This window comes from Paraburkholderia sp. 40 (genome assembly GCF_050434105.1).
GTDB lineage: Bacteria > Pseudomonadota > Gammaproteobacteria > Burkholderiales > Burkholderiaceae > Paraburkholderia > Paraburkholderia tuberum.
The window spans coordinates 2,031,814-2,052,789 of the sequence record NZ_JBNPVY010000002.1 but is presented as its reverse complement, the minus strand read 5'-3'; the positions used below and the strand labels follow the sequence as shown (position 1 = coordinate 2,052,789).

21 protein-coding genes and 3 pseudogenes are annotated in these 20,976 nt (G+C 60.7%); 15 read left to right on the top strand and 9 right to left on the bottom strand.

The genetic code is table 11. The features are described 5' to 3' along the window. Positions 1–169: 169 nt before the first annotated feature. Positions 170–1,150, top strand: a complete 981-nt coding sequence (locus OKW28_RS10760; protein WP_429445356.1) for a LysR family transcriptional regulator — start codon at positions 170–172, stop codon at positions 1,148–1,150. A 14-nt stretch (positions 1,151–1,164) separates the two neighbouring features. On the opposite strand, the gene OKW28_RS10755 is transcribed toward OKW28_RS10760, so the two are convergent. Next, positions 1,165–2,139, bottom strand: coding sequence for a GlxA family transcriptional regulator (locus OKW28_RS10755; RefSeq protein ID WP_429445354.1), 975 nt, complete (start codon positions 2,137–2,139; stop codon positions 1,165–1,167). A gap of 180 nt (positions 2,140–2,319) precedes the next feature. Here OKW28_RS10755 and OKW28_RS10750 point away from each other — a divergent pair, with 180 nt between their 5' ends. The 7 genes and pseudogenes from OKW28_RS10750 (at position 2,320) to OKW28_RS10720 (ending at position 7,431) form a co-directional block, all read left to right on the top strand. Continuing rightward, positions 2,320–2,748 (top strand): carboxymuconolactone decarboxylase family protein, encoded by a 429-nt coding sequence (locus tag OKW28_RS10750; protein ID WP_429445352.1) that lies wholly within the window; start codon positions 2,320–2,322, stop codon positions 2,746–2,748. 74 nt (positions 2,749–2,822) lie between these two features. Next, entirely contained in the window at positions 2,823–3,773 is a 951-nt protein-coding gene (locus OKW28_RS10745; RefSeq protein WP_429445350.1) for a phytanoyl-CoA dioxygenase family protein, read from the top strand. A 263-nt stretch (positions 3,774–4,036) separates the two neighbouring features. After that, positions 4,037–4,954 (top strand): NmrA family NAD(P)-binding protein, encoded by a 918-nt coding sequence (locus tag OKW28_RS10740; RefSeq protein WP_429445348.1) that lies wholly within the window; start codon positions 4,037–4,039, stop codon positions 4,952–4,954. A gap of 48 nt (positions 4,955–5,002) precedes the next feature. Continuing rightward, positions 5,003–5,188: pseudogene (locus OKW28_RS10735) on the top strand (alpha/beta fold hydrolase); the annotation flags it as partial. Between the two features lie 91 nt (positions 5,189–5,279). Continuing rightward, the gene (locus OKW28_RS10730; protein ID WP_429446917.1) at positions 5,280–5,852 is read left to right on the top strand and encodes an alpha/beta fold hydrolase; all 573 of its coding nucleotides are present in this window, start codon (positions 5,280–5,282) and stop codon (positions 5,850–5,852) included. Then, a pseudogene (locus tag OKW28_RS10725) lies at positions 5,849–6,217 on the top strand (AMP-binding protein); the annotation flags it as partial. The gene OKW28_RS10730 and the pseudogene OKW28_RS10725, both read left to right, overlap by 4 nt. Then, a complete protein-coding gene (locus OKW28_RS10720) occupies positions 6,211–7,431 on the top strand; it encodes a class I adenylate-forming enzyme family protein (protein ID WP_429445346.1) in 1,221 nt (406 codons plus the stop codon). The pseudogene OKW28_RS10725 and the gene OKW28_RS10720, both read left to right, overlap by 7 nt. Positions 7,432–7,449: 18 nt before the next feature. Here OKW28_RS10720 and OKW28_RS10715 read toward each other — a convergent pair whose 3' ends face one another. From OKW28_RS10715 to OKW28_RS10705, 3 genes are all read right to left on the bottom strand, one after another. Further along, positions 7,450–8,325 (bottom strand): enoyl-CoA hydratase-related protein, encoded by an 876-nt coding sequence (locus OKW28_RS10715; RefSeq protein ID WP_429445344.1) that lies wholly within the window; start codon positions 8,323–8,325, stop codon positions 7,450–7,452. A gap of 43 nt (positions 8,326–8,368) precedes the next feature. Beyond that, on the bottom strand, positions 8,369–9,319 hold the full coding sequence (locus tag OKW28_RS10710) for a spirocyclase AveC family protein (protein WP_429445342.1): 951 nt from the start codon (positions 9,317–9,319) through the stop codon (positions 8,369–8,371). Positions 9,320–9,429: 110 nt separating this feature from the next. Then, positions 9,430–10,782 (bottom strand): aminoglycoside phosphotransferase family protein, encoded by a 1,353-nt coding sequence (locus tag OKW28_RS10705; protein ID WP_429445339.1) that lies wholly within the window; start codon positions 10,780–10,782, stop codon positions 9,430–9,432. Between the two features lie 132 nt (positions 10,783–10,914). On the opposite strand from OKW28_RS10705, the gene OKW28_RS10700 reads away from it, so the two are divergent. The 4 genes and pseudogenes from OKW28_RS10700 (at position 10,915) to OKW28_RS10685 (ending at position 13,965) form a co-directional block, all read left to right on the top strand. Further along, positions 10,915–11,718 carry an SDR family NAD(P)-dependent oxidoreductase gene (locus OKW28_RS10700; RefSeq protein ID WP_429445337.1) on the top strand — a complete coding sequence of 268 codons (804 nt, stop codon included), beginning with the start codon at positions 10,915–10,917 and terminating at the stop codon, positions 11,716–11,718. A gap of 129 nt (positions 11,719–11,847) precedes the next feature. After that, positions 11,848–12,651, top strand: coding sequence for an SDR family NAD(P)-dependent oxidoreductase (locus tag OKW28_RS10695; RefSeq protein WP_429292100.1), 804 nt, complete (start codon positions 11,848–11,850; stop codon positions 12,649–12,651). A 107-nt stretch (positions 12,652–12,758) separates the two neighbouring features. Continuing rightward, a pseudogene (locus tag OKW28_RS10690) lies at positions 12,759–13,274 on the top strand (IS91 family transposase); the annotation flags it as partial. Between the two features lie 355 nt (positions 13,275–13,629). Further along, positions 13,630–13,965 (top strand): ArsR/SmtB family transcription factor, encoded by a 336-nt coding sequence (locus tag OKW28_RS10685; protein ID WP_429445335.1) that lies wholly within the window; start codon positions 13,630–13,632, stop codon positions 13,963–13,965. 232 nt (positions 13,966–14,197) lie between these two features. On the opposite strand, the gene OKW28_RS10680 is transcribed toward OKW28_RS10685, so the two are convergent. From OKW28_RS10680 to OKW28_RS10665, 4 genes are all read right to left on the bottom strand, one after another. Then, positions 14,198–14,536, bottom strand: a complete 339-nt coding sequence (locus OKW28_RS10680) for a hypothetical protein (protein ID WP_429445333.1) — start codon at positions 14,534–14,536, stop codon at positions 14,198–14,200. Positions 14,537–14,649: 113 nt separating this feature from the next. Beyond that, complete coding sequence (gene zigA / locus OKW28_RS10675) at positions 14,650–15,840, bottom strand: zinc metallochaperone GTPase ZigA (protein WP_429445332.1); 1,191 nt, start codon at positions 15,838–15,840, stop codon at positions 14,650–14,652. Between the two features lie 104 nt (positions 15,841–15,944). Further along, positions 15,945–16,952: a CobW family GTP-binding protein gene (locus tag OKW28_RS10670; protein WP_429445330.1), complete on the bottom strand. Its 1,008-nt coding sequence runs from the start codon at positions 16,950–16,952 to the stop codon at positions 15,945–15,947. Positions 16,953–17,363: 411 nt separating this feature from the next. Beyond that, the gene (locus tag OKW28_RS10665) at positions 17,364–17,615 is read right to left on the bottom strand and encodes a metal ABC transporter solute-binding protein, Zn/Mn family (RefSeq protein ID WP_429445328.1); all 252 of its coding nucleotides are present in this window, start codon (positions 17,613–17,615) and stop codon (positions 17,364–17,366) included. A 160-nt stretch (positions 17,616–17,775) separates the two neighbouring features. Here OKW28_RS10665 and OKW28_RS10660 point away from each other — a divergent pair, with 160 nt between their 5' ends. Genes OKW28_RS10660 through OKW28_RS10650 form a run of 3 tightly spaced genes read left to right on the top strand, consistent with a single transcriptional unit; the run spans position 17,776 to position 19,255 of the window. Further along, a complete protein-coding gene (locus OKW28_RS10660) occupies positions 17,776–17,952 on the top strand; it encodes a metal ABC transporter permease (protein ID WP_429445326.1) in 177 nt (58 codons plus the stop codon). A 2-nt stretch (positions 17,953–17,954) separates the two neighbouring features. After that, positions 17,955–18,782: a metal ABC transporter permease gene (locus OKW28_RS10655; protein WP_429445324.1), complete on the top strand. Its 828-nt coding sequence runs from the start codon at positions 17,955–17,957 to the stop codon at positions 18,780–18,782. Beyond that, positions 18,779–19,255 (top strand): Fur family transcriptional regulator, encoded by a 477-nt coding sequence (locus OKW28_RS10650; RefSeq protein WP_429445322.1) that lies wholly within the window; start codon positions 18,779–18,781, stop codon positions 19,253–19,255. The genes OKW28_RS10655 and OKW28_RS10650 overlap by 4 nt, the downstream gene beginning before the upstream one ends. Positions 19,256–19,811: 556 nt before the next feature. Here OKW28_RS10650 and OKW28_RS10645 read toward each other — a convergent pair. Beyond that, on the bottom strand, positions 19,812–20,690 hold the full coding sequence (locus OKW28_RS10645; protein ID WP_429445321.1) for a dienelactone hydrolase family protein: 879 nt from the start codon (positions 20,688–20,690) through the stop codon (positions 19,812–19,814). Between the last annotated feature and the right edge of the window lie 286 nt (positions 20,691–20,976).

Sequence of the window (20,976 nt, the reverse complement as noted above, 5' to 3'; positions counted from 1 at the left end):
GACGTCCAGCACCGTTCAACATACATTTTGGAATGTCGTTCTATAATACGAACAATGACCAAGGCGGCTCGGGTGAACTGGAACAGGTATGGGTAAAGAGAACTTTGGGTTCGACAACATGGCAAATCTCGATTACGTCGATTGATGTAATTTTTTTCATTAATTGACGATGCCCGAAATCCGAAACCTGCAGCCTTTCGTTCAGGCCGTCCGTTGCGGCAGCTTCATCGCCGCAGCCACCCGGCTCCAGGTCACACCGCCTGCCGTCAGCAAGAGCATTGCCACGCTCGAGCGTGAACTGGGCGTGCGTCTTTTCAACCGGACCACCCGCAAGCTCAGTCTCACGAGCGAAGGGCGGCAGTTCTTTCAACGCGTGGCGCCGTTGTTAAGTCAACTGGACGAAGCCGTCGCGGATGTGCGGCGCAGCCCCGAGCATCCTGAGGGTTTGATCAAAGTTTCGGTGACGCCCACGTTTGGAAGGCATTGTCTGACTCCGGTGATCGCGGAGTTTCTTCAACGCTACCCACTCGTCGAAATCGACATCAGCTACGACGAAATTGCGCCATGCCTGGTCAATGACGGTGTCGACGTCAGCATCCAGCACGCGCGGGGACGAGGGACCAACCATGTCTGCCGTCCGCTGTGTGACTACTCTATCGTACTGGTCGCGAGCCCGGACTACCTCGAACGCAAGGGCGTGCCGCAATCACCGGATGAACTGGCGGAACATGACTTCGTCGGCATCCGGATGCCTTTTGGACTCGCAGCGCTTCATCTCGAACGCTTGCCCGGAAGCACACGCAAAGGCGCCACGCGCAGGGAAAAAACGTTCGTCCATCATCCCCGCGGCCGCCTCACCGTGGCGGGTCAGCCGGATACCGGCCTTATCGCTGCGATCAGCGGCGCGGGCATCACGCCGTCCTCTGTGCCTGTGGTGCTGCCGCATCTGCATTCAGGAGCACTCAAGATAGTCCTTCCCGAATACAGGGTGCGCGTAGACGATGCGGAGGGTGTGGGGCCACGCATTTACGTGCACTATCCCCACCGCCAGTATCTGCCCGCGAAAGTCAGGGTTTTCGTGGACTATCTCCTTGAACGCTTTCGGACAACCGATATCGGCAAAGCGGAGCTCGACAAATACTCGGCCTAGAACCCTGGCCGCCTTCATTCGCGGTCCGTGCTACGCCGCCGGTACGCGGAAGGACTTGTCGAAACCTGCTTGTGGAAGATATTGCGAAATGCGCGCACGTCCGAATAACCGACCATCACGGCGATCTGCTCGATGGATATCTGCGTGTTACGCAACATTCGCTTTGCAGACTCGATGCGCAGTGAGCTCGCATAGGCACGTGGCGTCATGCCCAAGCTCCGTGTAAAGCGCCGCAGCAACGTCGCGTGACTGACGGCGAGGACGTCCGCCAGCTCGCTGATCTTGAAGTCCTGAGCGAAGCGCTGCGCGAGCCAGAATTGCGCGCTGCTCACGAGCGGATCGTCGCTCGTCAGGCGGCCTTCCTCGCGCTGGCCGTCCGTTCCGGTCGTCGATGCGAGCCATTGAGCGGTATGTGGAGATATTGCACGATCGACGAGGCGGGCCACCAGTTGCCACTCGCTTGCGGGCACGCTGCAAGTGTGCACGCCGTCGTGCTCGGCGATCGTGGCGCCAGTGTCCACGCGCACCTTTGGAAAGCGCGATCGGAACAGGCTTCTGAGCACTCGCGGGACCGCTGCTGCGCCGCCGTCGAGCAGCCCCGCCTGCGCGAGCAGCGCTCCTCCCGTGCCGCTCGCGGCCAACACCGCTCCCCGCGCACGCTGCCAGCGCAACCACTCCGTCACGGGCTCGGCGTGATCGAGGAGCATTGCGAGTGCCTCTTCACTGGCCACGGCGAAAGCCGGTACATAAACGATGCGGTACTCCGTATCGCCCAGCAGGTTCCCGTCACTCTCCATCCTTCGCCCGCCGGCGAACTCCAGGCTGTTTCCGTCGGCGCCCAGAAGGCGTACCTGGGTCTTCATCGTGTGCCGGTACGGGGGCGCGAACTGGGTGAATATGTGTCGTGCAATCAGCGCGAATCCGTCTACCAGCGCGCCGACGCTCGACAGATAACTGCCTGGCAGCACGAGCGCGGCAACGTCCTTCACTGGCTCGGTCGGGGCGGTGGGCTTGCGAATTTCGATCCCCCAATATGCAGATTTTGATCCTCTTTCGCCGCGATCTTAGCACGCATCATCGTCGGTATCGCCGGCGACAGGAACGGCGGGGAACACGGAGTCGCATCCGCTATCAATAGCCGCGCCGCCGCGGTTAAACAGGAGACACAAGTGAAGAGCCTCGAAGAAAAACTTGCCTATGGTTTAAAGGTATTCGGCGAAATCATGGGTGAAGACAAGGCAGCCGGCTTACGGGCCGCAAGCGAGTCCACCGGCTTCGGATCCGACATTTCACGCCTTGCCATCAACTACGCGTTCGCTGATGTCTGGGGCGACGACAAACTCGAGCGCAAGCAGCGCAGCCTCGTCACGCTGGGCATTCTCATCGCCAACCGGCAGACGCTCGAACTGAAGAACCACGTCCGCATTGCCGTGCGCAACGGTCTGAGCGCACGCGAACTCGAAGGGGTGCTCATTCAGGCGCTTCCGTATGCCGGCTTCCCGGCCGTCGCTTCCGCTACCACGGCCGTTCTGGAGACGCTGCGGGAACTTGGCATCGACACCACGACCCGCACTTCGGAAGAACGCGGATTGCTGTGAGCCGACATCAGAGCGCCCCCCGCGACCAAAGGAGACAATTTATGAGCACACCAAGCGTGGATATCGTGCCGACGATGCGCGAATTCAACGTTTCCAATGACCTTCTCGGCAATCACGCCGAGTTGCAAGAACGCTGGAACGAAGACGGCTACCTGTTCTTTCGCGACGTTCTCGACCACGAGCCGCTGGAGCGCATGCGCGGTCTGCTTGTTGATCACCTCGACAGCAACGGCTTCGTGGACCGCAACGACCGAGACGTGCGATGGACTGGCAAAGACCGCGAAAATTTCAGCTTTTTTCCCGTGAAGGCGATGAACGAGCAGCGTGCGGCACGCACCGTGATGGACGACCCCGCGGTTCGTGCATTCTTTCAGCGGCTCTTCGGCGTACCGCTTTATTGGGTACCTTTCACCGAATACCGCACGTCGCCGCCCGCTATCGACAAAAGCCGCACCCGCTTCGACTTCATTCATGAAGATGCGATCTACAGCGACCGCCTCGATTTCATCATCTGCTGGATTCCGCTGAGTGATATCGATGCGCAAGTCGGCGGACTGGCCGTGGCCGAAGGATTGCATAAGCTTGCGTGCCTGCACAGGAAGGACGGCGACAAAATCGTCCCCATCGATCTCGCGAGCGTGCCAGAAGACGCATGGCGCCGGACGAATTACCGCTTGGGCGACGTCCTGTTGATGAGCCGACGCACGCCGCACTCTGGCCTCAGCAATCATTCGGACCGTTTTCGTCTGTCACTCGACACGCGCGTCCTGCCGCACGGCGGAAGTTTCCCGTTTGAGCCCCGCTTGCCCTATGTGGGCACGCTAACGTCGATCGCATCGGACCAGATCGTCGTGCGCGACGCGCAGGGTGAACATGTGTTGCGACTCGACGACACGAGTTATCTGCGCGGCCTCCAGGGCAACCGCCTGCGCGGAGACGAAATTGCCGGGGTTTATCAGCCGGGATCCGAGGTGATCGTTGCGCATGAAGGCGGCCTCGTTCAAACGCTGCGCCCGCAGCATTGATCGTCGTGTCAGGCGCAAAGACGAAGCTTCGTCTTTGCGCCTCGCGGCATTCGCCTTGCTCTTTGGCCTAGCAATTCTGAAGCATCGACACGGGCAGCCTTTGCTCGCGGTTTTATGAACATCGTGCTAATATCAGAACGAATGCTTGTGAGCACCAGGCCGCGAGCCTGCAATGGCTGTCACAGGGTTAGCGGCATCGCGCGACAAGCCGCCTAGGCGTGACACGCCTGGCCAACGTCTAACGTTCGACCTCGGGACAAGTCATGATCGATTCATCCGCCGCGGTACTCGTCATTGGCGCCACTGGCGCACAAGGAGGCGCCGCGGCTCGCCATCTTCTTGCGGCTGGACGCAAGGTACGCTTCCTGACACGAAATCCAGACTCGCCGGCTGCGCGGGCACTCGTCGAAATGGATGCGCAGGCGCTACGGGGAGATCTGGACGACCGCCACTTGCTCGCAAAAGCGATGGAGGGCGTCGGTTCCGTCTTCTCCGTTCTCCTGCCTGATTTCGATCGCAGCGACAGGGAACGCCGCCAGGGTTTTGCGCTCGTCAACGCAGCGCGCAACGCGGAGGTCCCGCAGTTCGTTCACACCTCCGTGGCGCAGGCCGGCAATCATGAGACGTTTCCTGGCTGGAGCGAGAAACGTTGGAACCGAAAATACTGGACGGACAAATGGGACGTGGAAGAGGCCGTTCGCGCCGCGGGTTTCGAATCGTGGACGGTCTTGCAACCGGCATTCATGATGGACAATCTCGCTGAGCCGAAAGCGGGCGCGATGTTTCCGCACCTGCGCGAAGGCTTGCTGCTCAGCGCGTTGCTACCCGACGCACGACTCGACTGGATTGCCGCCGACGACGTGGGCGCGCTCGCGGCCAGCGCGCTAAACGATCCGCAACGCTGGCACGGTGAGACTGTGCCGCTGGCGTCGGAAAGACTCACGATGTCTGAAGTTGCGAATCGCCTGAACAACGTTCTGGGCGCACAGATCAACGTTTCGCACGTGTCACCGGATGAAGCCCGAGCAAAAGGTCTCGCACCCGGATGGGTGAATGCACAGGAATGGATCAACGCGGTCGGGTACCGCGTCGATATCGATTCGCTTTCCAAACGTGGTGTCCAGCTCACCCCGATGGTGGACTGGATCGATGCGAATCGACAGCACATCGTACTCGCATAGCTGGTCGGTGGATCGCGTGGGCAAGCCTCAGGTAATGGAAAATTCGCAATGAATGATCGTGTCCCCTCATGGTTCGACCACGCCATGGCCCAGCCGCGTCGATCTCACTTCACCGAAGGCGGCGGGGTGACTGTCCATTATGTCTCGTGGAACGCCGCAGACACCGGTAAGCCGCCACTTGTCTTCGCACACGGTTTTCTCGGGCACACGCACTGGTGGGACTTCATTGCGCCCTTCTTCACCGATCGCTTTCGCGTCTTTGCTCTGGATTTCCGCGGCATGGGCGACAGCGCCTACAGGCAGGAATACAGCGCCGACGTTGTTCGTGCGCGACCTCGTCGCTGTCGTGGATGCAATCGGCTCTGGACCGTGCGTCGCGGTGGGCCACAGTTTCGGCGGATCGCGTCTGCTCCAGGCGTGCGCGACCTTTCCCGATCGTCTCTCGCATGCAGTCGTGCTCGATTCGTATTTCATGCTACGTGGCGAAACCTTGCCTGCAGTGGAACGACGCCCGCCTCCCCGTCCCTATCCGGACTGGCATACTGCACTCAGTCGCTTTCGACTCATCCCGGAACAAGATTGCGAGCCGTGGCTGCTCGAGCATCTCGCGCGGACATCACTTCGTCAAACCGCCGACGGCTGGGTATGGCGCTTCGACCCGAAGTTGCGGAATCTCCAGCCGGTCGAAGGCGAAGAAGACCTGCTGACCCGCATCGCGGTTCCCGTCAGCTACGTGCACGCCGAGTGCAGCAGCGTGGTCAGCGTCGATCGCGCGCGCCGCATCGTAGCTTCGATTCCCGGCGCGAAGGGTCCCATCACGATGCCACGCGCAGGCCATCACATGATGCTTGACCAGCCACTCGCGCTGGTGAGCCTCTTGCGAGCCTTGCTAGCATGAATTCCAATCTGCGCGAATCGAAAACTGCGCCGTGGTCGAGCGGTTTGCCTCTCGCGGCCCTGATTGCGCGCGCCGTCGAAAAGCACGGCGCGACGCCACTCCATTTTCATACCCAGGCGGGTGCCTACACTTGCACCACCGAGTCCCTGCTGCACGACGCGAAGGAGATTGGCAAGGCACTCACAGCCGTCGGTCTGCGTCGAGGCGATGTGATCGCGATACAGCTTCCCACACAGCGCGAGACTGCGCTTCTGTATCTGGCTGCACTGGAGATCGGTGCGGTACTCGTGCCGATCGTACACATCTACGGTCCCGCCGAAGTCGGCTTCATCCTTCGACAATCCCGCGCCCGCGTTCTGTGCGTGCCCGATTTCTGGTCCCGAACCGACTACCTGGAGCGTGTCGCCGCGCTCGGCGACACGCCACCGACCTCGAGCGCGTTATCGTCGTTGGCGATCGGGCGCCCTCGAACGGCATCACGTTTGGCGCGCTGCAACGACTCGCCGCGACAACGCATGAACAACGCCCTGCTGACCCGCCAACGTCGGAAGACATCTGCCTGCTGCTGTACACGTCAGGAACGACAGCTTCGCCCAAAGGCGTGCAGCACTCTCATCGCACAGTAGGCGCAGAGTGGCAGATTCCGTTCATCGACGGGCCTGGGCCGTATCTCACGCCCTTCCCTGCTGGCCATATTGCAGGCTTCAATTTCCTGTTGCGTCCATTCATTACAGGCACCGAGATGGTGTTCATGGACCGATGGGACGCCTCGCTTGCCGCGCGACTGGTCGACGAGTATCGCGTGCGCCTCTCGGGCGGCACACCGTTTCATCTCCAGGGGCTCCTCGAAGCCGCCCGCCGCCACGGGCGCAGCCTGGCGTCCCTCGCTTCTTACGGTCTCGGCGGCACGGGTGTCACGCCCGAGCACGTCGCCATGGCCGATCGGGCCGGCTTCGCGGGAACCCGCGCGTACGGGCTGACCGAGCATTCGACAGTGAGTGTCGGCTGGGCCGATTCGCCTTTTGATATCCGGGCCTGCACGGACGGTCGCATTCAACCCGGCTCGCAGGTGCGCATTGTCGACGAGTTGGACAGCGACATGCCTGCCGGACGCGACGGCGAGATTCTGATCAAAGGACCGGAGCTGTTTGTCGGCTACACCGACCCGGCGCTCAATGCGGCCGCGTTCACTCACGACGGATGGTTCCGGACCGGCGATATCGGCCGTCTCGACGCAAACGGCTGCCTGACCATCACGGACCGAAAGAAGGACATCGTGATTCGCGGAGGAGAAAATATATCGTCGCTCGAAGTAGAGCGAGTACTTGCCACTCACCCGGCCGTGCGCGATGTCGCCGTCGTGGCGCAGCCAGACGCACGATATGGAGAAAGAGTCTGTGCGGTCGTCGTCTTGCACGAACGCACGTCGCTCGACCTGATCGCAGTCCAGACCCACTTTGCCGGCGCGGGCGTGGCCAGGCAAAAGACGCCCGAGCAACTTTGCATCGTTGCAGAGCTGCCGCGCACGCCTTCGGGAAAGGTGCGAAAAGGCGATCTGCGCAAGCAACTTTCCGCGTAGTAGCAAATCAGCTGGTACTTATCGAGCGGAGCCGTCCCGGCGCGACTTGAAAAACCGATCTCGTTGCATTGACACCTGATCGGACGAAACGAGCCGATCGTAGATTGCACGCGCTGCGGCCATGCCGGCATCGAAATCGGGCGACTCGGCTGCGGCGGCGATGGCATCCAGACACTGGCTTTCTATTGCATCGCTACAGCTGAGGCGTGAGCGCGCTTCAGCGACAATGGAAACCGGATCGCCATCAGGCAATGGCAACCGGCGAATCAATGGCAACGATGTACCGCCTATCTTCTCACGCGCAAGCTCGATCGCAAGGCGCGACATTTCATGCTCATCGCCATCGACGATCCGGTCAAATAACGCGGTGCCCCGGAAGGTTCCTGCGCGCACGATTTGAGCACCAAGAATGAATTCGATCGACTTCGCGAAGCCCAGCACACGCGGCAAGCGCTGCGTGCCGGACAAAGGGATCACGCCGAGCTTGCATTCGGGCAGGCCGATCTGCGCATTGTCCGCGACCACACGGTAGTGGCACACCAACGCGGTTTCCAGACCACCGCCAATGGCAAACCCGTGGATAGCGGCTACAACCGGCTTGTCGCTCGCCTCGATCATCGGATGAACGTGCAGCGACAACGCTGGCGAAGCTGTGGCAGCGGACGTGCCGAACTCGCGAATATCACCTCCCGCGGAAAAGCCGCGTCCACTACCATTGAGTACGATCGCGCGAACCCGCACGTCGCACCGGGCCGCTTCAAACGCGGCAACGAGTCCGCGACGGATTCCCAGACCTAATCCGTTCACTGGCGGATGGCTCATCGTGACGATAGCGATTTCGTCTTCTACACGATACTCGACGTCGGCGAAGCGATGTGGCTTGCAATGCGTCATCGGTTATCCGCTGTGGCGTTTGACGATGGCGGGCACTGTGCGCCTAACGGTTGTTAGCAAGCCAGCTCGGCATATCTGCCGGCCACGGATCGGCATACACCGCGTGCACACCCATCGCGGTCGTGTAGGCCAGATTCAGTATGTTGCAAAACGCGATGAAAGCCAGCACCCGAAGCGCCGTGCGCACCGCTGGATGGCAACCGACACGATCGACACCTCGCTCGATGGCCGTATATCCGTCTTCGTCGACGTTCAGCAGAAGGAAGGCCGACGCCACGAAAGCAGACGGAAACAGCAGGAACTCATAGACCGGAAACTGGTAGTAGTGACCGCCCCAGAAGGAGACACTCTGGAACGCACCCGGCCACGCGTCGAAGCCCATGAAGCGGCTGGCCGCGATGTCGAGCAACCCCATTGTCATCCAGATGGCGGCAAAACCAGCGAGTGCGAGTCGTACGTTGCCCGCGCGGGGCCAACGCTTACGGACCGCGCGCATGGCCCACACCGCCACTACGGCGGTGCCTGTAAAGGTATAGAAGTAGCTTGGCGCATCGATCAGGATAGGCTCAGCGATGCGAGCATGGGACGATTGCCAGAATGGAATGAAGCGACACCAGCAGCCGTAGTTCAGCGCATAGGCGTTATAGGTGAACATCGGGCGAAGAAAGTCCAGCCATGGATCAAGCCAATATGCCGAGAGCCAACCGATCATCATCAAACGCACCGCGTCGATGCGACGACTTTTGACGATTCCGTAGACATACCAGATCGCTACGGGAATCAGGATCAGCACGCTGACCCACTGGTAATGGTCGATCGTCGCCTTCACGGATTCCGGTAGTGGATCCGCGCCCAACTCGACGGGGCGGAAGTCCTCCGAACGAATCCATGCGACGTAGGTGCGGATTTGTGCAAAAGCGAAAAGGGCACCGAGCCCTGCCCACGCATACACGCTGGGCCAGGTTGTGCTGCGTCGAGCGACCATTTCCGACATGCTTTGCCTCCTTTATCATTCCCGCCATTCACATTTTTGAATATCGATCGTAAAAATGTACTCCCGCGGAAGTGGCGACGTCAAGTGCGTGTCGCTCAACGCCTGGTGGGTTATCGGCCCATGAGGTCATGAATCTCGTGATCGAGTGCCGCCATCGCGAACCGAGGCGCAACTGCACAATTGTTGACTTCGACCTGCCACTCCACCGGATTCACGAGCCAGAAGAACAGCCCATAGACGATGTGGCGCCGGTAGGCATCTAGCGCGCTTTCAAATGACGGCGGGTTGTTGACGCCGTGAAAGGCGAGCCGCTCAAGATAGTATTCGAGCAACGCGCGCTCCCATCTCGGCCGATCCGCGATATCCAGAGCCGATATCAGGAAGTACGTGACGTCATGAGCCCACGGTCCGCGTCGATATGACTGCCAGTCGAGAAAGCCGGGCGTGCCGTCGCGGTCGAAATACAGGTTTCCGAGATGAACATCGCCATGGAGAAACGTCATCGGCCCGATGCGGTCGAAAGCGCGCAGATCAAGGAGCGCCCGCTCCATCCAGTCACGATCGTGAAACCGCTTTGGCAGGGCGGCCCCGCGCGGCAACTGTGTATAGCTGGCGAACACCTCGGGTTTCAACTGGCCCCAGTGATAGGTGCCGGACTCGCCATCGGGCAGCGGGTCCTGCGGCGCGAGCCACGCCAGTTCGCCATCGCTTTCGAGCGCAGGCGATTGCCAGAACTGCGCGTGCCACCGCGCTTGCGCGTCCAGGTTTGCCGCCGCCTGCGCAAACGTCAGCGTCCGCTGCACGCGACAGAATTCCACTTCCCGTGAACGTAGATCCTCGAGGATCACGATCGACTGCCCGCTTCGACTTTCGGTCTCTGCATAGAAGCAGGCAGGCACATTTGCACGCAAGCAGGGATGGACTTCCTTGAAGAACTTCGCCTCGTATTCGTATATGTAGGCGTTCAAGTTCCGGTACTCGGGAACGAAACCGCCCTTGACGATCAGAGACTCCGGCAAGCGAAGCTCGCGCCCTGTTGCGTTGTAAGCAAGACGCACCCTGACTTTGGTAGCCGTGCCGTACATCACCTCGTCGATGGCCAGTGATTCGACGGCTACCCCTTCATGGCTGCGCGCGAGCGCCGACGTCAGCCACGAAGAGGTGATGTCCTCAACCTGCAAAGGAAGCGTGCCGGTACCTGGCCGCGGTCGGTGCGATTCCATCTGGACGGGGCTTCTTTTCGCAACATTCATCTTGGCGCCCTCCTGTGAGGTTGTATGTGCGTTCGCGCCGACATCATCATTGCCGGACCGACGTTCTCCACGCACATGTTGCGCGGCACGTCCGAAGACCCGCAACGAGGGAAATCCCGGCTGGTATAATCGTTGCGGTTTTAGAACGGCGTGCGTATTTTCGCCCACCGTTTCCACGAGGCCCGCTAGCACGGCGCTGAGTCGTTTCATTCCTGCCGTTCGTTAGAGCGCGGGATTAGTGAAACCAGCTCACTCTAATTGTTCCCCACGGTAACCATTGCGCGTCGGACGTTGTCGCTAGAATTCATCAAAAGCGAAATACAGCCCCCTGGAGACAACTCGATGACCACATCCTTGCTTGAGCGGCTATTCGGCATTAGCGGAAAAATCGCTGTCGTGACTGACAAGGGATGCAATTCCAGCATCGATGTCGCCCCTGTGCTGGCCGAGGCTGGCGCACGGGTCGTAGTCGCCGATCACAGCGCAGCGCACATGCACTCGGTCGTCGACAAGATCGTTTCGGCGGGCGGCGAAGCAATCGCTATCGAGGCAGACGTGGAACGTGAAACCTCCGTGATTGCGTTGTTCAATCAGGTCAGCGCAGCCTGGGGTAGCCCGGACATCGTGGTCAATTGCGCGGCCATGACCAATAACGGGCCGCTTACGGAGTTCTCCGAAGCCGCCTGGGACGAAGTGATGGCGATCGAACTGAAGTCTGTGTTCTTTTGCATGCGAGAAGCGATCAAGCGCATGCTCGCCGCAGGCCGGGGTGGACGCATCGTGAACGTGACTTCCATGGGAGCCACGCATGCCGTACTGAATGGCAATGGCGCCTACGGTGCCGCGCGAGCGGGCGTAGCGGGTTTAGTGCGCTCCGCAGCGCTGGACTATGCCCGCGACCAGATTCTCGTCAACTGCGTGCTTCCCGGTGCAGTGCCCGGCAAGGTTCAGTTTCATCCGGATATGCAGGCTCGCCTGAAAACAGAAAAGCTCACGGGACCCGGTACGGATGCGGAGCGACGTCTGCCGCTTGGATGGGGCGATCCCGCCGATATTGCCGCCGCGGTGCTGTACCTCGCAGGGCCGTCAGGCCGCTACATGACGGGCCAATCGATTACGCTCGACGGCGGATTTCTGATTAGCTGAAGACGTCCGCACCCAATCATCTTCACTGTCTGGTGAATTCCGATGAACTACAAACGATTGGGCCACAGCGGCAAGACTGAAGCGAACCGGACAGCGCGACCTTCATCGACACTCAAAACGGAGCATTCCATGTTTAGTGAAACACAGATTGGCGCGCACCTCGCGCAGAGGTTCAATCTCACGGGCAAGACCGCCGTTGTTACCGGCTCTGCGCAAGGTCTCGGTCGCGAGACTGCGCGACTGCTCGCCGAGGCCGGCGCCAAGGTCGTGATTGCCGACTTGAACCCCGATGCCGCGTCGGCAACAGCGTCGGATATCGATGCGGACGGCGGCATTGCGATGCCATGCAAAGTCGACGTGGCCGACGAAGCATCCGTCAAGGCACTATTCGCAGCCGTAGATACGAAGTTTGGCGGTGTCGACATTCTGATCAACAACGCGGCGCACCGTTCGAAGGCCGAATTCTTTGAAATGTCCGTCGAACAATGGGACCAGATGCAAGACGTCACGCTGCGGGGCACGTTCCTGTGTTGCCGAGAGGCTATCACGCGCATGAAGGCGAACGGCGGCGGTTCGATCGTCAACATCTCCTCCGTCGGCGCGCTTCGACCCACGCTGTGGGGCGTCAACGCCCATTACGACGCCGCGAAGGCCGGCGTGGACAGCATCACGCGATCACTGGCCAGCGAGTTCGCGGCCGACGGAATCCGCGTCAATTCAATCCTTCCAGGCGGCATGGCCAGCGAGGGCGGCAAGAACATCAGCGCGACGTTCAAGATTCGAGGGCCGATCGTAGGCGCAGGACGGATTCCGATGGGACGAATGGCCGCCCCGATCGAGGTTGCACAGAGCGTATTCTTTCTCGCAAGCCCTGCCGCAAGCTATGTCACCGGGCAGATCATCGCCGCGGACGGCGGCTTCACGGTGAGCTAGGCAGACTCCACGACCATGTTCGCTCGACCGTGGAACCGTGGGACACTGAAATGCCAGATTCAATTGACCAATGACCTCGAAGGACTAGTCGTCCGGTTACCCGTTTCGCAAATCTGACTGACGCCGACCCGGCTGTCTTTGCCCGGTGGCTTGCGCCGCTGCGTGACTGCGAATGGGTCGTGTATGCCAAGCGTCCCTTTGCGGGACCCGAAGCGGTACTCGCGTGCCTCTCCCGCTCTACACACCGCGTGGCGATCTCCAGCCAGCGCCTGCTCGCGTTCGATGAACGCGGCGTGACGTTCCGCTGGAAGGACTATCGTTCGAAAGGGCGCACCCGCTCCAGGACCATGACGCTGGAGGCCGGCGAGTTGATGCGTCGCTTCCTGCTGCATGTGCTTCCCGGTGGTTTTCACCGCATCCGTCACTATGGACTGCTTGCGAACCCGGTGCACCGCGCCAACCTCGCGAAGGTGCGTGAACTGCTGCAAGTCGCGGCAGAGGTCAACGCATCACCCGAATACACCGTCATCGAAACGAGACCGGCCTTCATCTGCCGGCGCTGCGGCGCATCGATGATCATCACCGATATCCTTGCGCGGACCGCGCCGATTCGCGCGCCACCCATCCTACCCATACTTCGCGGCGGCAGCCGTTCGACCTGGCTCCGATCGAAGGGCTACCTTGAAGGTGCAGCCGCCATCGCTCGGTTGCGGATAGCTAATCGCCCAATTCGACCCTTCGTACACGTTCGAGCCTGTTCGTCGCGCCTGGAACCCAGCCATTCGACGTCGGTCGAACTGGGCAAAGCTTTGTGGCAAAGCGATTCGTGACATCGGTGCCGGCCACCGTTAGTGTGTCGAGAACCATCGGTCGACGTCGATATCCCGATGACCCCTGGCAGGACACGGGCAACCGCAGTATTTCCGTGCATGCGGCGGTGCGTCATCTATTGGCGACGTGACTCTTTGGAATGCAAAAATGCAGGCATCCGAGTTGTCCGACGACCAGGTCGCGGAACTGGTAGAGATGTTCCGGCAGATGGGCGATCCGACCCGCCTCAAAATAACTGCGGCATGCCTTCGCGTGCCGATGTGCGTTTCCGACATCGCGGCAAAATTTGGTCTGTCGCAAACGCTCGTCAGTCATCACCTGCGGTTTTTGCGAGCAGCCCGGGTGCTGCGCGCCGATCGGCGCGGACAACAGATTTTCTGTGTAGCAGCTGACGAGCACGTAAAGCGTGTCATCAGCGACATGGCTGAACACGTGTGTGAACATCCGCCGTCCGAATTTGATGAGCCACCGAAGGAGGAATGACGCGTTTTGCCGCTGACCTGCCAGGCAAGCCCCGATGTTTTCCGACTATCGAATCCGCCGCGCCAGTTAATTAAAGCACGGACGCGTTTACTTTATTGGGGGTATGGCATCATCTAGGGGGGAAACAAAGGGCGTTGGCTTCGCCGTGCGTAAGGAGGATCGCTTACCATCTGGCCGGATTAACCGTTGCCCATTGCGGGCACGCCGCGAAGCCCACGTCATGCGTTCACTATCACGTGAGTCGAGGAGCATTGCTATGAGCACCTGCAACGAACCGCATCATGCCCATCATGACCATCAGCATGGTCCGAACTGCGGACACACTGCGATCAGGCATGGCGATCATATTGACTATCTGCATGATGGTCACCTGCACCATCCCCATGGCGATCACGTGGACGAACACCGGCTGGAGGTGAGCGGAAAAAATCCGGATCAATGTACTTCCAGCTGCGGCGGTCATGAGCCGGGACATGTCCACGGGCCGGCATGCGGCCACGAAGCGGTACCGCATGGCGATCACGTCGACTACCTGGTCAACGGCCACCTGCACCATCCGCACGGCGATCATTGCGACGACCACGGCCCGGTTGAACTCGCCTGAGTGCCCCGCACCAGGCAGGCGAAGTACCTCAATGCGATTGAGTATGCATGGTGCCAGGTTACTGCCTGGGTGGACACACCTTACTGTGTCCACTCAGGGAACGGGTCGGTAAATTTGTGCCACGCGACTTCATCACGGGCCAGTTCGTCCTCGCTTAGCAGGCAGGCATCAAAGGACGCACGCAAGGTTACCTCGTCCATTCCGGTGCCGATCAGGACCAGCTCCTGTTGACGATCCCCGAAACGCTCGTGCCAGCGGCTTCGGATCATCGCCTGTGCTTCGGGCTCCTGCGGCCAGGCGTGCCTGGGCACGGCCGCCCACCAGGTCCCGGCGCGTCCGTGACGCGAGATCGCGCCGGCTTGCGACCATTCGCCGACCGCATGGTTGCGCGAGGCCAGCCAGAAGTACCCCTTCGAGCGCACGACGCCCGGCCATTCGCACTGAATCCAGTCGAAGAAACGCTGCGGATGAAACGGACGGCGCGCGCGGTAGACGAAGCTGGTGATGCCATATTGTTCGCTTTCGGGAATGTGTTCGCCGCGCATCTCCTTGAGCCACCCAGGCGCTTGCGCAGCGGCTTCGAAGTCGAACAGGCCGGTATCGAGAACCTGCCCGATCGGCACCTGGCCAAAGCGGCTTTCGACGATCTTCGCGCGGGCGTTCAGCACCCGCAGCACGCCTTTGACCAACTCCAAATCGCTTGCGCTCACAAGGTCCGTCTTGTTCAGCACGATCACGTCGCAGAACTCGATTTGCTCGGTCAGCAGATCGACCACGGTGCGGCGGTCTTCCCCGCCCAACGTTTCGCCGCGATCCGCCAGGAAGTCGTGGGAACCGTAGTCGCGCACAAAGTTATAGGCGTCGACGACCGTCACCATCGTGTCCAGGCGAGAGATATCCGAGAGGCTGTGACCTTGTTCGTCGCGGAACGTGAAGGTTTCCGCCACCGGCAAGGGCTCCGATATGCCCGTGGATTCGATCAGCAGATAGTCGAAGCGCTTCTCCCGCGCGAGCCGCTGGATCTCGATCAGCAGGTCCTCGCGCAATGTGCAGCAAATGCAACCGTTGCTCATTTCGACGAGCTTTTCGTCGATGTGCGAGAGCTGGCTGCCGCCGTCACGAATCAGTTGAGCGTCGATGTTGACTTCCGACATATCGTTCACGATTACGGCCACCCGCTTGCCTTCGCGGTTATTCAGGACGTGGTTCAGGAGCGTGGTCTTGCCCGCGCCGAGAAAGCCGGACAGTACGGTGACGGGGAGCTTGTGCATGGAAAAAGTGGAGCCTCATACGTGGTGAAGAAGATCGCATGATCGACACGGCCAGCCTGCTGGCCGAGGCGTGTGCGCGGCAAGCAGGCTTGCGATCCTTCGTGTCAGTTCTGCACGACTTCGCCAACCATACAATTGTCGAGGCCCGCCTTGAAAAGATCATGTGGCAACTGTTTGCCGATGAAAACAATCCGGGTTTCGCGCGTTTCATTCGCGCCCCAGGACTTACCGATATCCGCGCCAAAAATCATGTGTACGCCCTGGAACACTGCGCGGCGGTCGACACCCGCCAGGTTCAGCACACCCTTGTAGCGCAGCATCGCGGCACCATAGATCGCAACCGTGGCGCTGAAGAACGCCTCGAGCTTGTCCCGATCCAGAGGCGCAGTAATGCGGTAGACGAAGGACGTCACATCGTCGTCATGCTCGTGCGAAACGTCTTCAAGGAAATCGGGCTCGATGTCGACGATGGCATCCAGACTGAAGCTGCGGATGTCGAGCAGTTGCTTCAGGTCCGTCTCGCCAAAATGTACCGGCCTGATCGTCGCGCGCGGGTTCATCTGCCGCAACCGGCGCATCAGTTGCTGCGCCTGCTCTTCGCCGACGAGGTCCACCTTGGATACGAGGATACGGTCCGCGAATCCGACCTGCTCCTGCGCTTCGTGATGTTCGTCGAGCTGCTCGCCGCCATGCCGCGCGTCGACCACCGTCACGATGGCGTCGAGCAGGTATTTCTCCTGCACGACATCGTCAACAAAGAACGTTTGCGCGACGGGCGCCGGATCGGCAAGACCCGTTGTCTCGATGATGACCCGCTCGAACGCGAGTTCTCCTGTCTCCCGTCGCGCGGCGAGTGTCGAAAGGATACGCACCAGGTCGCCACGCACCGTACAACAGATACAGCCGTTGTTCATTTCGACAATCTGCTCGTTACCGTCCTGCACCAGCAATTCGTTGTCGATGCCCGCTTCGCCGAACTCGTTTTCAATGACCGCAACGCGTCCGCCGTGATGCTCGGTCAGGATGCGGTTGAGCAAGGTCGTTTTTCCGGCACCGAGGAAGCCGGTCAGGATGGTCGTAGGGATACGCTGGAAGCCGGTTGCATCTTGCATTGCATTCTCCTGTGAGCGGCACGCGCTCAAGCATGTTCGCCCACCGAGGTGCGCGGGTGCTGAGCAAATGGTTACGGTCGAGATGCCCCAATGCGTGACAGCCCGCTTCGCTGATGCCACGGTCCGGGACGGCCAGTCTGTCCGGTGGAAACGTTAGACGCCACAGTTGTTATGTTATAACGTATCTAAATCTATCGGAACTTTATTTTTCGTGACCAGGAACGCCAATGAAAAAAATCGCCGCCGCGCTTTACAACTCCGTTCAGCACCGCGTATCCTGGAATTCAGGACAGCCAAACCGGTTTGTTTGGCGCGGCGCACGAACGCCCATCGGTAGCCTTTCGGCTGCATTGGTACTGCTTGCCGTGCATCAGGGAAGCGCCATGGCGGCATCAGCGGCGGCTGGCGTAATCAACGCCATCGGTGTGGAAAACGAGTACGCCGACGCGGGTTTCGCGTGCTGTCGGGCAGGCCGAGCAGGTGTTGGGCGTCGATGACCTTGCGTTTGCTATTGGGCGCGGCTGCGATGATCTTGTCGGCCCAGGCGTCGTATCCCACGCCGTTCTTGACGATCAGATCGGCGGAAGCAAGCTGCGCTGCCACCTTCGGGTTGACCTCGAAGGCGTGTGGATCCGTATTGGGATCCGTTTCGATCGCGCTCACCTGAACGTACTGAGTCCGACCGTCCGTACCCGCACGCCCATGACCGCAGCCAGCTCTGGGTCAACGGAGCTGAGCAGCAAGGGACGATAAAGCACGCCCACGGCAATCAACGCTCCCGTACCCACCGCCAGTGCGAGCGGAATGATCGCACCTGCTGGTATTGGCGCTGGCCGTTTCCCTATCAGCTATTACCGTCGGCGCCATCCTGTCGACCGCACTCCTGATAGGTCCGGCGGCGATCGCCTTGAGGGTGGCAAGGCGGCCAGCCTGGGCCACGGGTCTGTCCGCGTTATGCGCGCGGATTGCCCTGAACACCCGTGAACCGGGTGAGGCCTGACCATGTTCTCCAGCTTCATGACCAACACATGGATCGTGGCGGGCATCGTAGCAGCGGTCGCCGGACTCATCGGATTCTTCGTGGTGATTCGAGGCGCCTCGTTCGCCGCGCACGCCTTGCCGCTCGGCACCTTTCCCGGTGCTGCAGCGGCAAGCCTGCTCGGTATCAATCCGCTCTTCGGCCTGATCGTCTTCGCTGGTCTCGGCGTGATTGGAATCAGTTGGCTGGGCCGGCGCGGAAGACCCGAAGTCGCAACCGCCCTGTGCCTCGTCACGCTGCTAGGCCTCGGGGCGCTGTTCCTGAGCATGACGAGCGAGTATTCACAAGCGGTCTATGCCCTTCTCTTCGGCGAAGTATTGGGCGTGAGCAACACCGATCTCGCGCCGGTTGCCGCGATCAGCGGGTTCTCGATTGCGGTTACGGTTGTGCTCTTCCGGCCACTCCTGCTCAGTTCGGTATCGCCCGATCTGGCGAAGGCGAGAGGCGTATCGAGCCGCGCGATGGAACTTGCGTTCATGAGCATCCTGGCGCTTGCGACGGCAATGGCGCTCCCGGTAGTAGGCGCGCTGCTGGTGTTCAGCCTGATGATTGGGCCCGCGGCTGCGGCCCGCTCGCTGACTGACCGGCCGATTCTTGCGATATGCGTGTCGGTTGGAAGTTCGCTCGTCACGGTGTGGACGTCGATCGCCCTCTCCTATGTCTCCAACTGGCCAGTCGGTTTCTTCGTTGGCATGCTTGGGGCCGCCTGTTACGGAGTGGGGCAGGTGTGGACCCGGGCACGAGCCTGGTCGCTGGCAGGTGTTTCGCGAACCCAGGTTCATGCAGAATGAACGCGCCTGATGCAAGCAAGGGGGACGCGGGCCCAACCGATATGCAGGCAAGGCTCGTAGCAGCACAAGTGCAATGTGAGCAGCGCGGAGCCCGTTTCACGCCGATGCGCGCAAGGGTGCCGGAGTTGCTGTTACAGCACAATCGCTTTGTGACTGCTTACGAACTTCTCGACAGCATTCTGGAAACACACCCGCGCGCAAATCCAGCGACCGTCTATCGGATTCTCGGCTTCCTGATGGAGAATGGTCTGGCGCATCGGCTTGCCACGGTAAACGGCTATATCGCGCGCGCCGGTGCCACGGGTAACGGCTATCGTCTCTTTGCAATTTGCGGGCGCTGCAGCAAGGTCTCAGAAGTCGAAGCAAATGGAGTAAGGGATCTGATCGCGGCGTCGGTCGCTCGCGTCGGCTGTGCACCGGACGATGGAGCCGCCGAAATCACGGTCGTGTGTCGGGACTGCCGACAGGGTTGACTGGCCTGCTCCCTTTGACGGCCGCTCATCGGACCGGTTTCAGGCTTCTGAAGTAGGCCCGTTCCTCAAAGCGCATCCCCGCCAATGACCGGGCGTCAATCGAGACGAAGCAGCACGCGACGTACGGCGATACAGTACGGCTACGCAGGCAGCTTGCCAATCTGTGTCCATCAACGGCTACGTGCGTGCGGAAAAGCCTCGCCCCCTGATATCCTCGACTATCACCCAACGACCGCTAGCAAACCGACTTCAGCCGTTTGCCGGCCGTTCATCAACGGCTCTTGTTGGCCGGCAGTACGCATTCGCGCAAGTCGCCGGAAAGCTGCCGTTGAGGATTCCGATGTCGGCTCTGTAAAACGTTCATCGAACAGGTCCTATCGGCCAACTACGGACGCTGGGCCATACTTTGTCACGGACGTTCGAGCGTCCGCTTCGCCCAGACGACGGACGTTTGTGCGCCGATCACGTCTATCGCGTTGGCTACAGTGGTCCCGTACCCCATCGCATACGACCGACCGCCGGGAAGTGTGGCTCCGGGCGCGTGACGCCCCTCGGGCTAGTTTTGCTTAAAGGCGGTTGTAAAGAATTGCACGAGGTCGTCACGCGCCTGCTGACGCGCCTCGGGATCGGGCTGGACATGAATTACCCCACCTTTTCGCCGATTCGCACCCGGGTCGTTGAATTCACGACGACCGTCAAACACATCGAATTCGTGCGTCGCGCCCGGGAAGGCTCGCAGTGAGACGTGTGCGGCATCGGCCGGCGCGAGACTATGCAAGAGCGCCTGGCAAGCGGCTGCGCCACCATCGTAGTCGTCCGCCGTGCCGACGAAGATCCGGATCGGCGCGTCAACGAGGTCGCCGAAGTCGGCGCCTGGCACATGGTTATAAAGCCAGCATACGGGGTAGAACGCCACGGCTGCTTTCAGGTGGATATCCTTGCCGAGAAGTGCATCGCTGTGGCGGTGCGTCATCATGAGCAGAGACTCGATGCCGCCCATCGAACTGCCCATGATGCCGATGCGCGAGGCGTCGATTGCCGGTCGTCCTTCAAGCAGGCGATACGCGCCGACGATGTCGGGCAGATTGTCGCCAAGCGCCTTGGGACGACTGGACGCCCCTCCCGGAAGACCCCGGCCGCCCCATTGATCGATTTCGAGCGTGGCGATACCGGCGCGATTGAGCGCGGCGGCGTAGTAGACGCCACGGTAACTTAGACCGGAGGTGCCATGCATGAGGATCACAGCAGGAAGCTTGCCGGACACGTTGACTGGCACCTGCAGTCGCGCGCCGATCATGATCGGCTTGCCGTTCCAGTCGACCGGGTAGGCCAGATAGTTGATTCGCAGCGGCGGCGTATCTTCCCAGGCGTGCCCGGTTGAAAGATGACCGAGCAGGACAATCGCTCCAAACAGCGTGCGCAAAAGCGTTCTCATGTCGGCCCTCCAGGGATGTTTCGCCCGTGTTGGTTCACGACCGCCCCCTCCTCATAATAGGACGTCTGATAGGGCTGGAGTTCGATTGAGGCCGGAACCGCGGACGGACGCGTGACGCCGGCGGTGAAGGTCGCTCGGGATGAACAGTGTTCGTTGTCCAGCGAACGGCATGTAGGCAAGCAGACCGGCGGGCGGTCGACGACGCGTGGATGACAGTTGGGCCTCGAAAGCTGTCGCTCATCTGACGCGGCATCCAACGGCAGAAGTGGGTCGGTCGCCGTCCGTG

Coding starts and splice junctions, on each gene's coding strand:
- OKW28_RS10760 (WP_429445356.1), top strand. CDS start 170: ATGCCCGAAATCCGAAACCTGCAGCCTTTCGTTCAGGCCGTCCGTTGC.
- OKW28_RS10745 (WP_429445350.1), top strand. CDS start 2,823: ATGCGCGAATTCAACGTTTCCAATGACCTTCTCGGCAATCACGCCGAG.
- OKW28_RS10740 (WP_429445348.1), top strand. CDS start 4,037: ATGATCGATTCATCCGCCGCGGTACTCGTCATTGGCGCCACTGGCGCA.
- OKW28_RS10715 (WP_429445344.1), bottom strand. CDS start 8,325: ATGACGCATTGCAAGCCACATCGCTTCGCCGACGTCGAGTATCGTGTA.
- OKW28_RS10710 (WP_429445342.1), bottom strand. CDS start 9,319: ATGTCGGAAATGGTCGCTCGACGCAGCACAACCTGGCCCAGCGTGTAT.
- OKW28_RS10705 (WP_429445339.1), bottom strand. CDS start 10,782: ATGAAACGACTCAGCGCCGTGCTAGCGGGCCTCGTGGAAACGGTGGGC.
- OKW28_RS10700 (WP_429445337.1), top strand. CDS start 10,915: ATGACCACATCCTTGCTTGAGCGGCTATTCGGCATTAGCGGAAAAATC.
- OKW28_RS10695 (WP_429292100.1), top strand. CDS start 11,848: ATGTTTAGTGAAACACAGATTGGCGCGCACCTCGCGCAGAGGTTCAAT.
- OKW28_RS10685 (WP_429445335.1), top strand. CDS start 13,630: ATGCAGGCATCCGAGTTGTCCGACGACCAGGTCGCGGAACTGGTAGAG.
- OKW28_RS10680 (WP_429445333.1), bottom strand. CDS start 14,536: ATGATCGCCGTGCGGATGGTGCAGGTGGCCGTTGACCAGGTAGTCGAC.
- zigA (WP_429445332.1), bottom strand. CDS start 15,840: ATGCACAAGCTCCCCGTCACCGTACTGTCCGGCTTTCTCGGCGCGGGC.
- OKW28_RS10670 (WP_429445330.1), bottom strand. CDS start 16,952: ATGCAAGATGCAACCGGCTTCCAGCGTATCCCTACGACCATCCTGACC.
- OKW28_RS10655 (WP_429445324.1), top strand. CDS start 17,955: ATGTTCTCCAGCTTCATGACCAACACATGGATCGTGGCGGGCATCGTA.
- OKW28_RS10650 (WP_429445322.1), top strand. CDS start 18,779: ATGAACGCGCCTGATGCAAGCAAGGGGGACGCGGGCCCAACCGATATG.
- OKW28_RS10645 (WP_429445321.1), bottom strand. CDS start 20,690: ATGAGAACGCTTTTGCGCACGCTGTTTGGAGCGATTGTCCTGCTCGGT.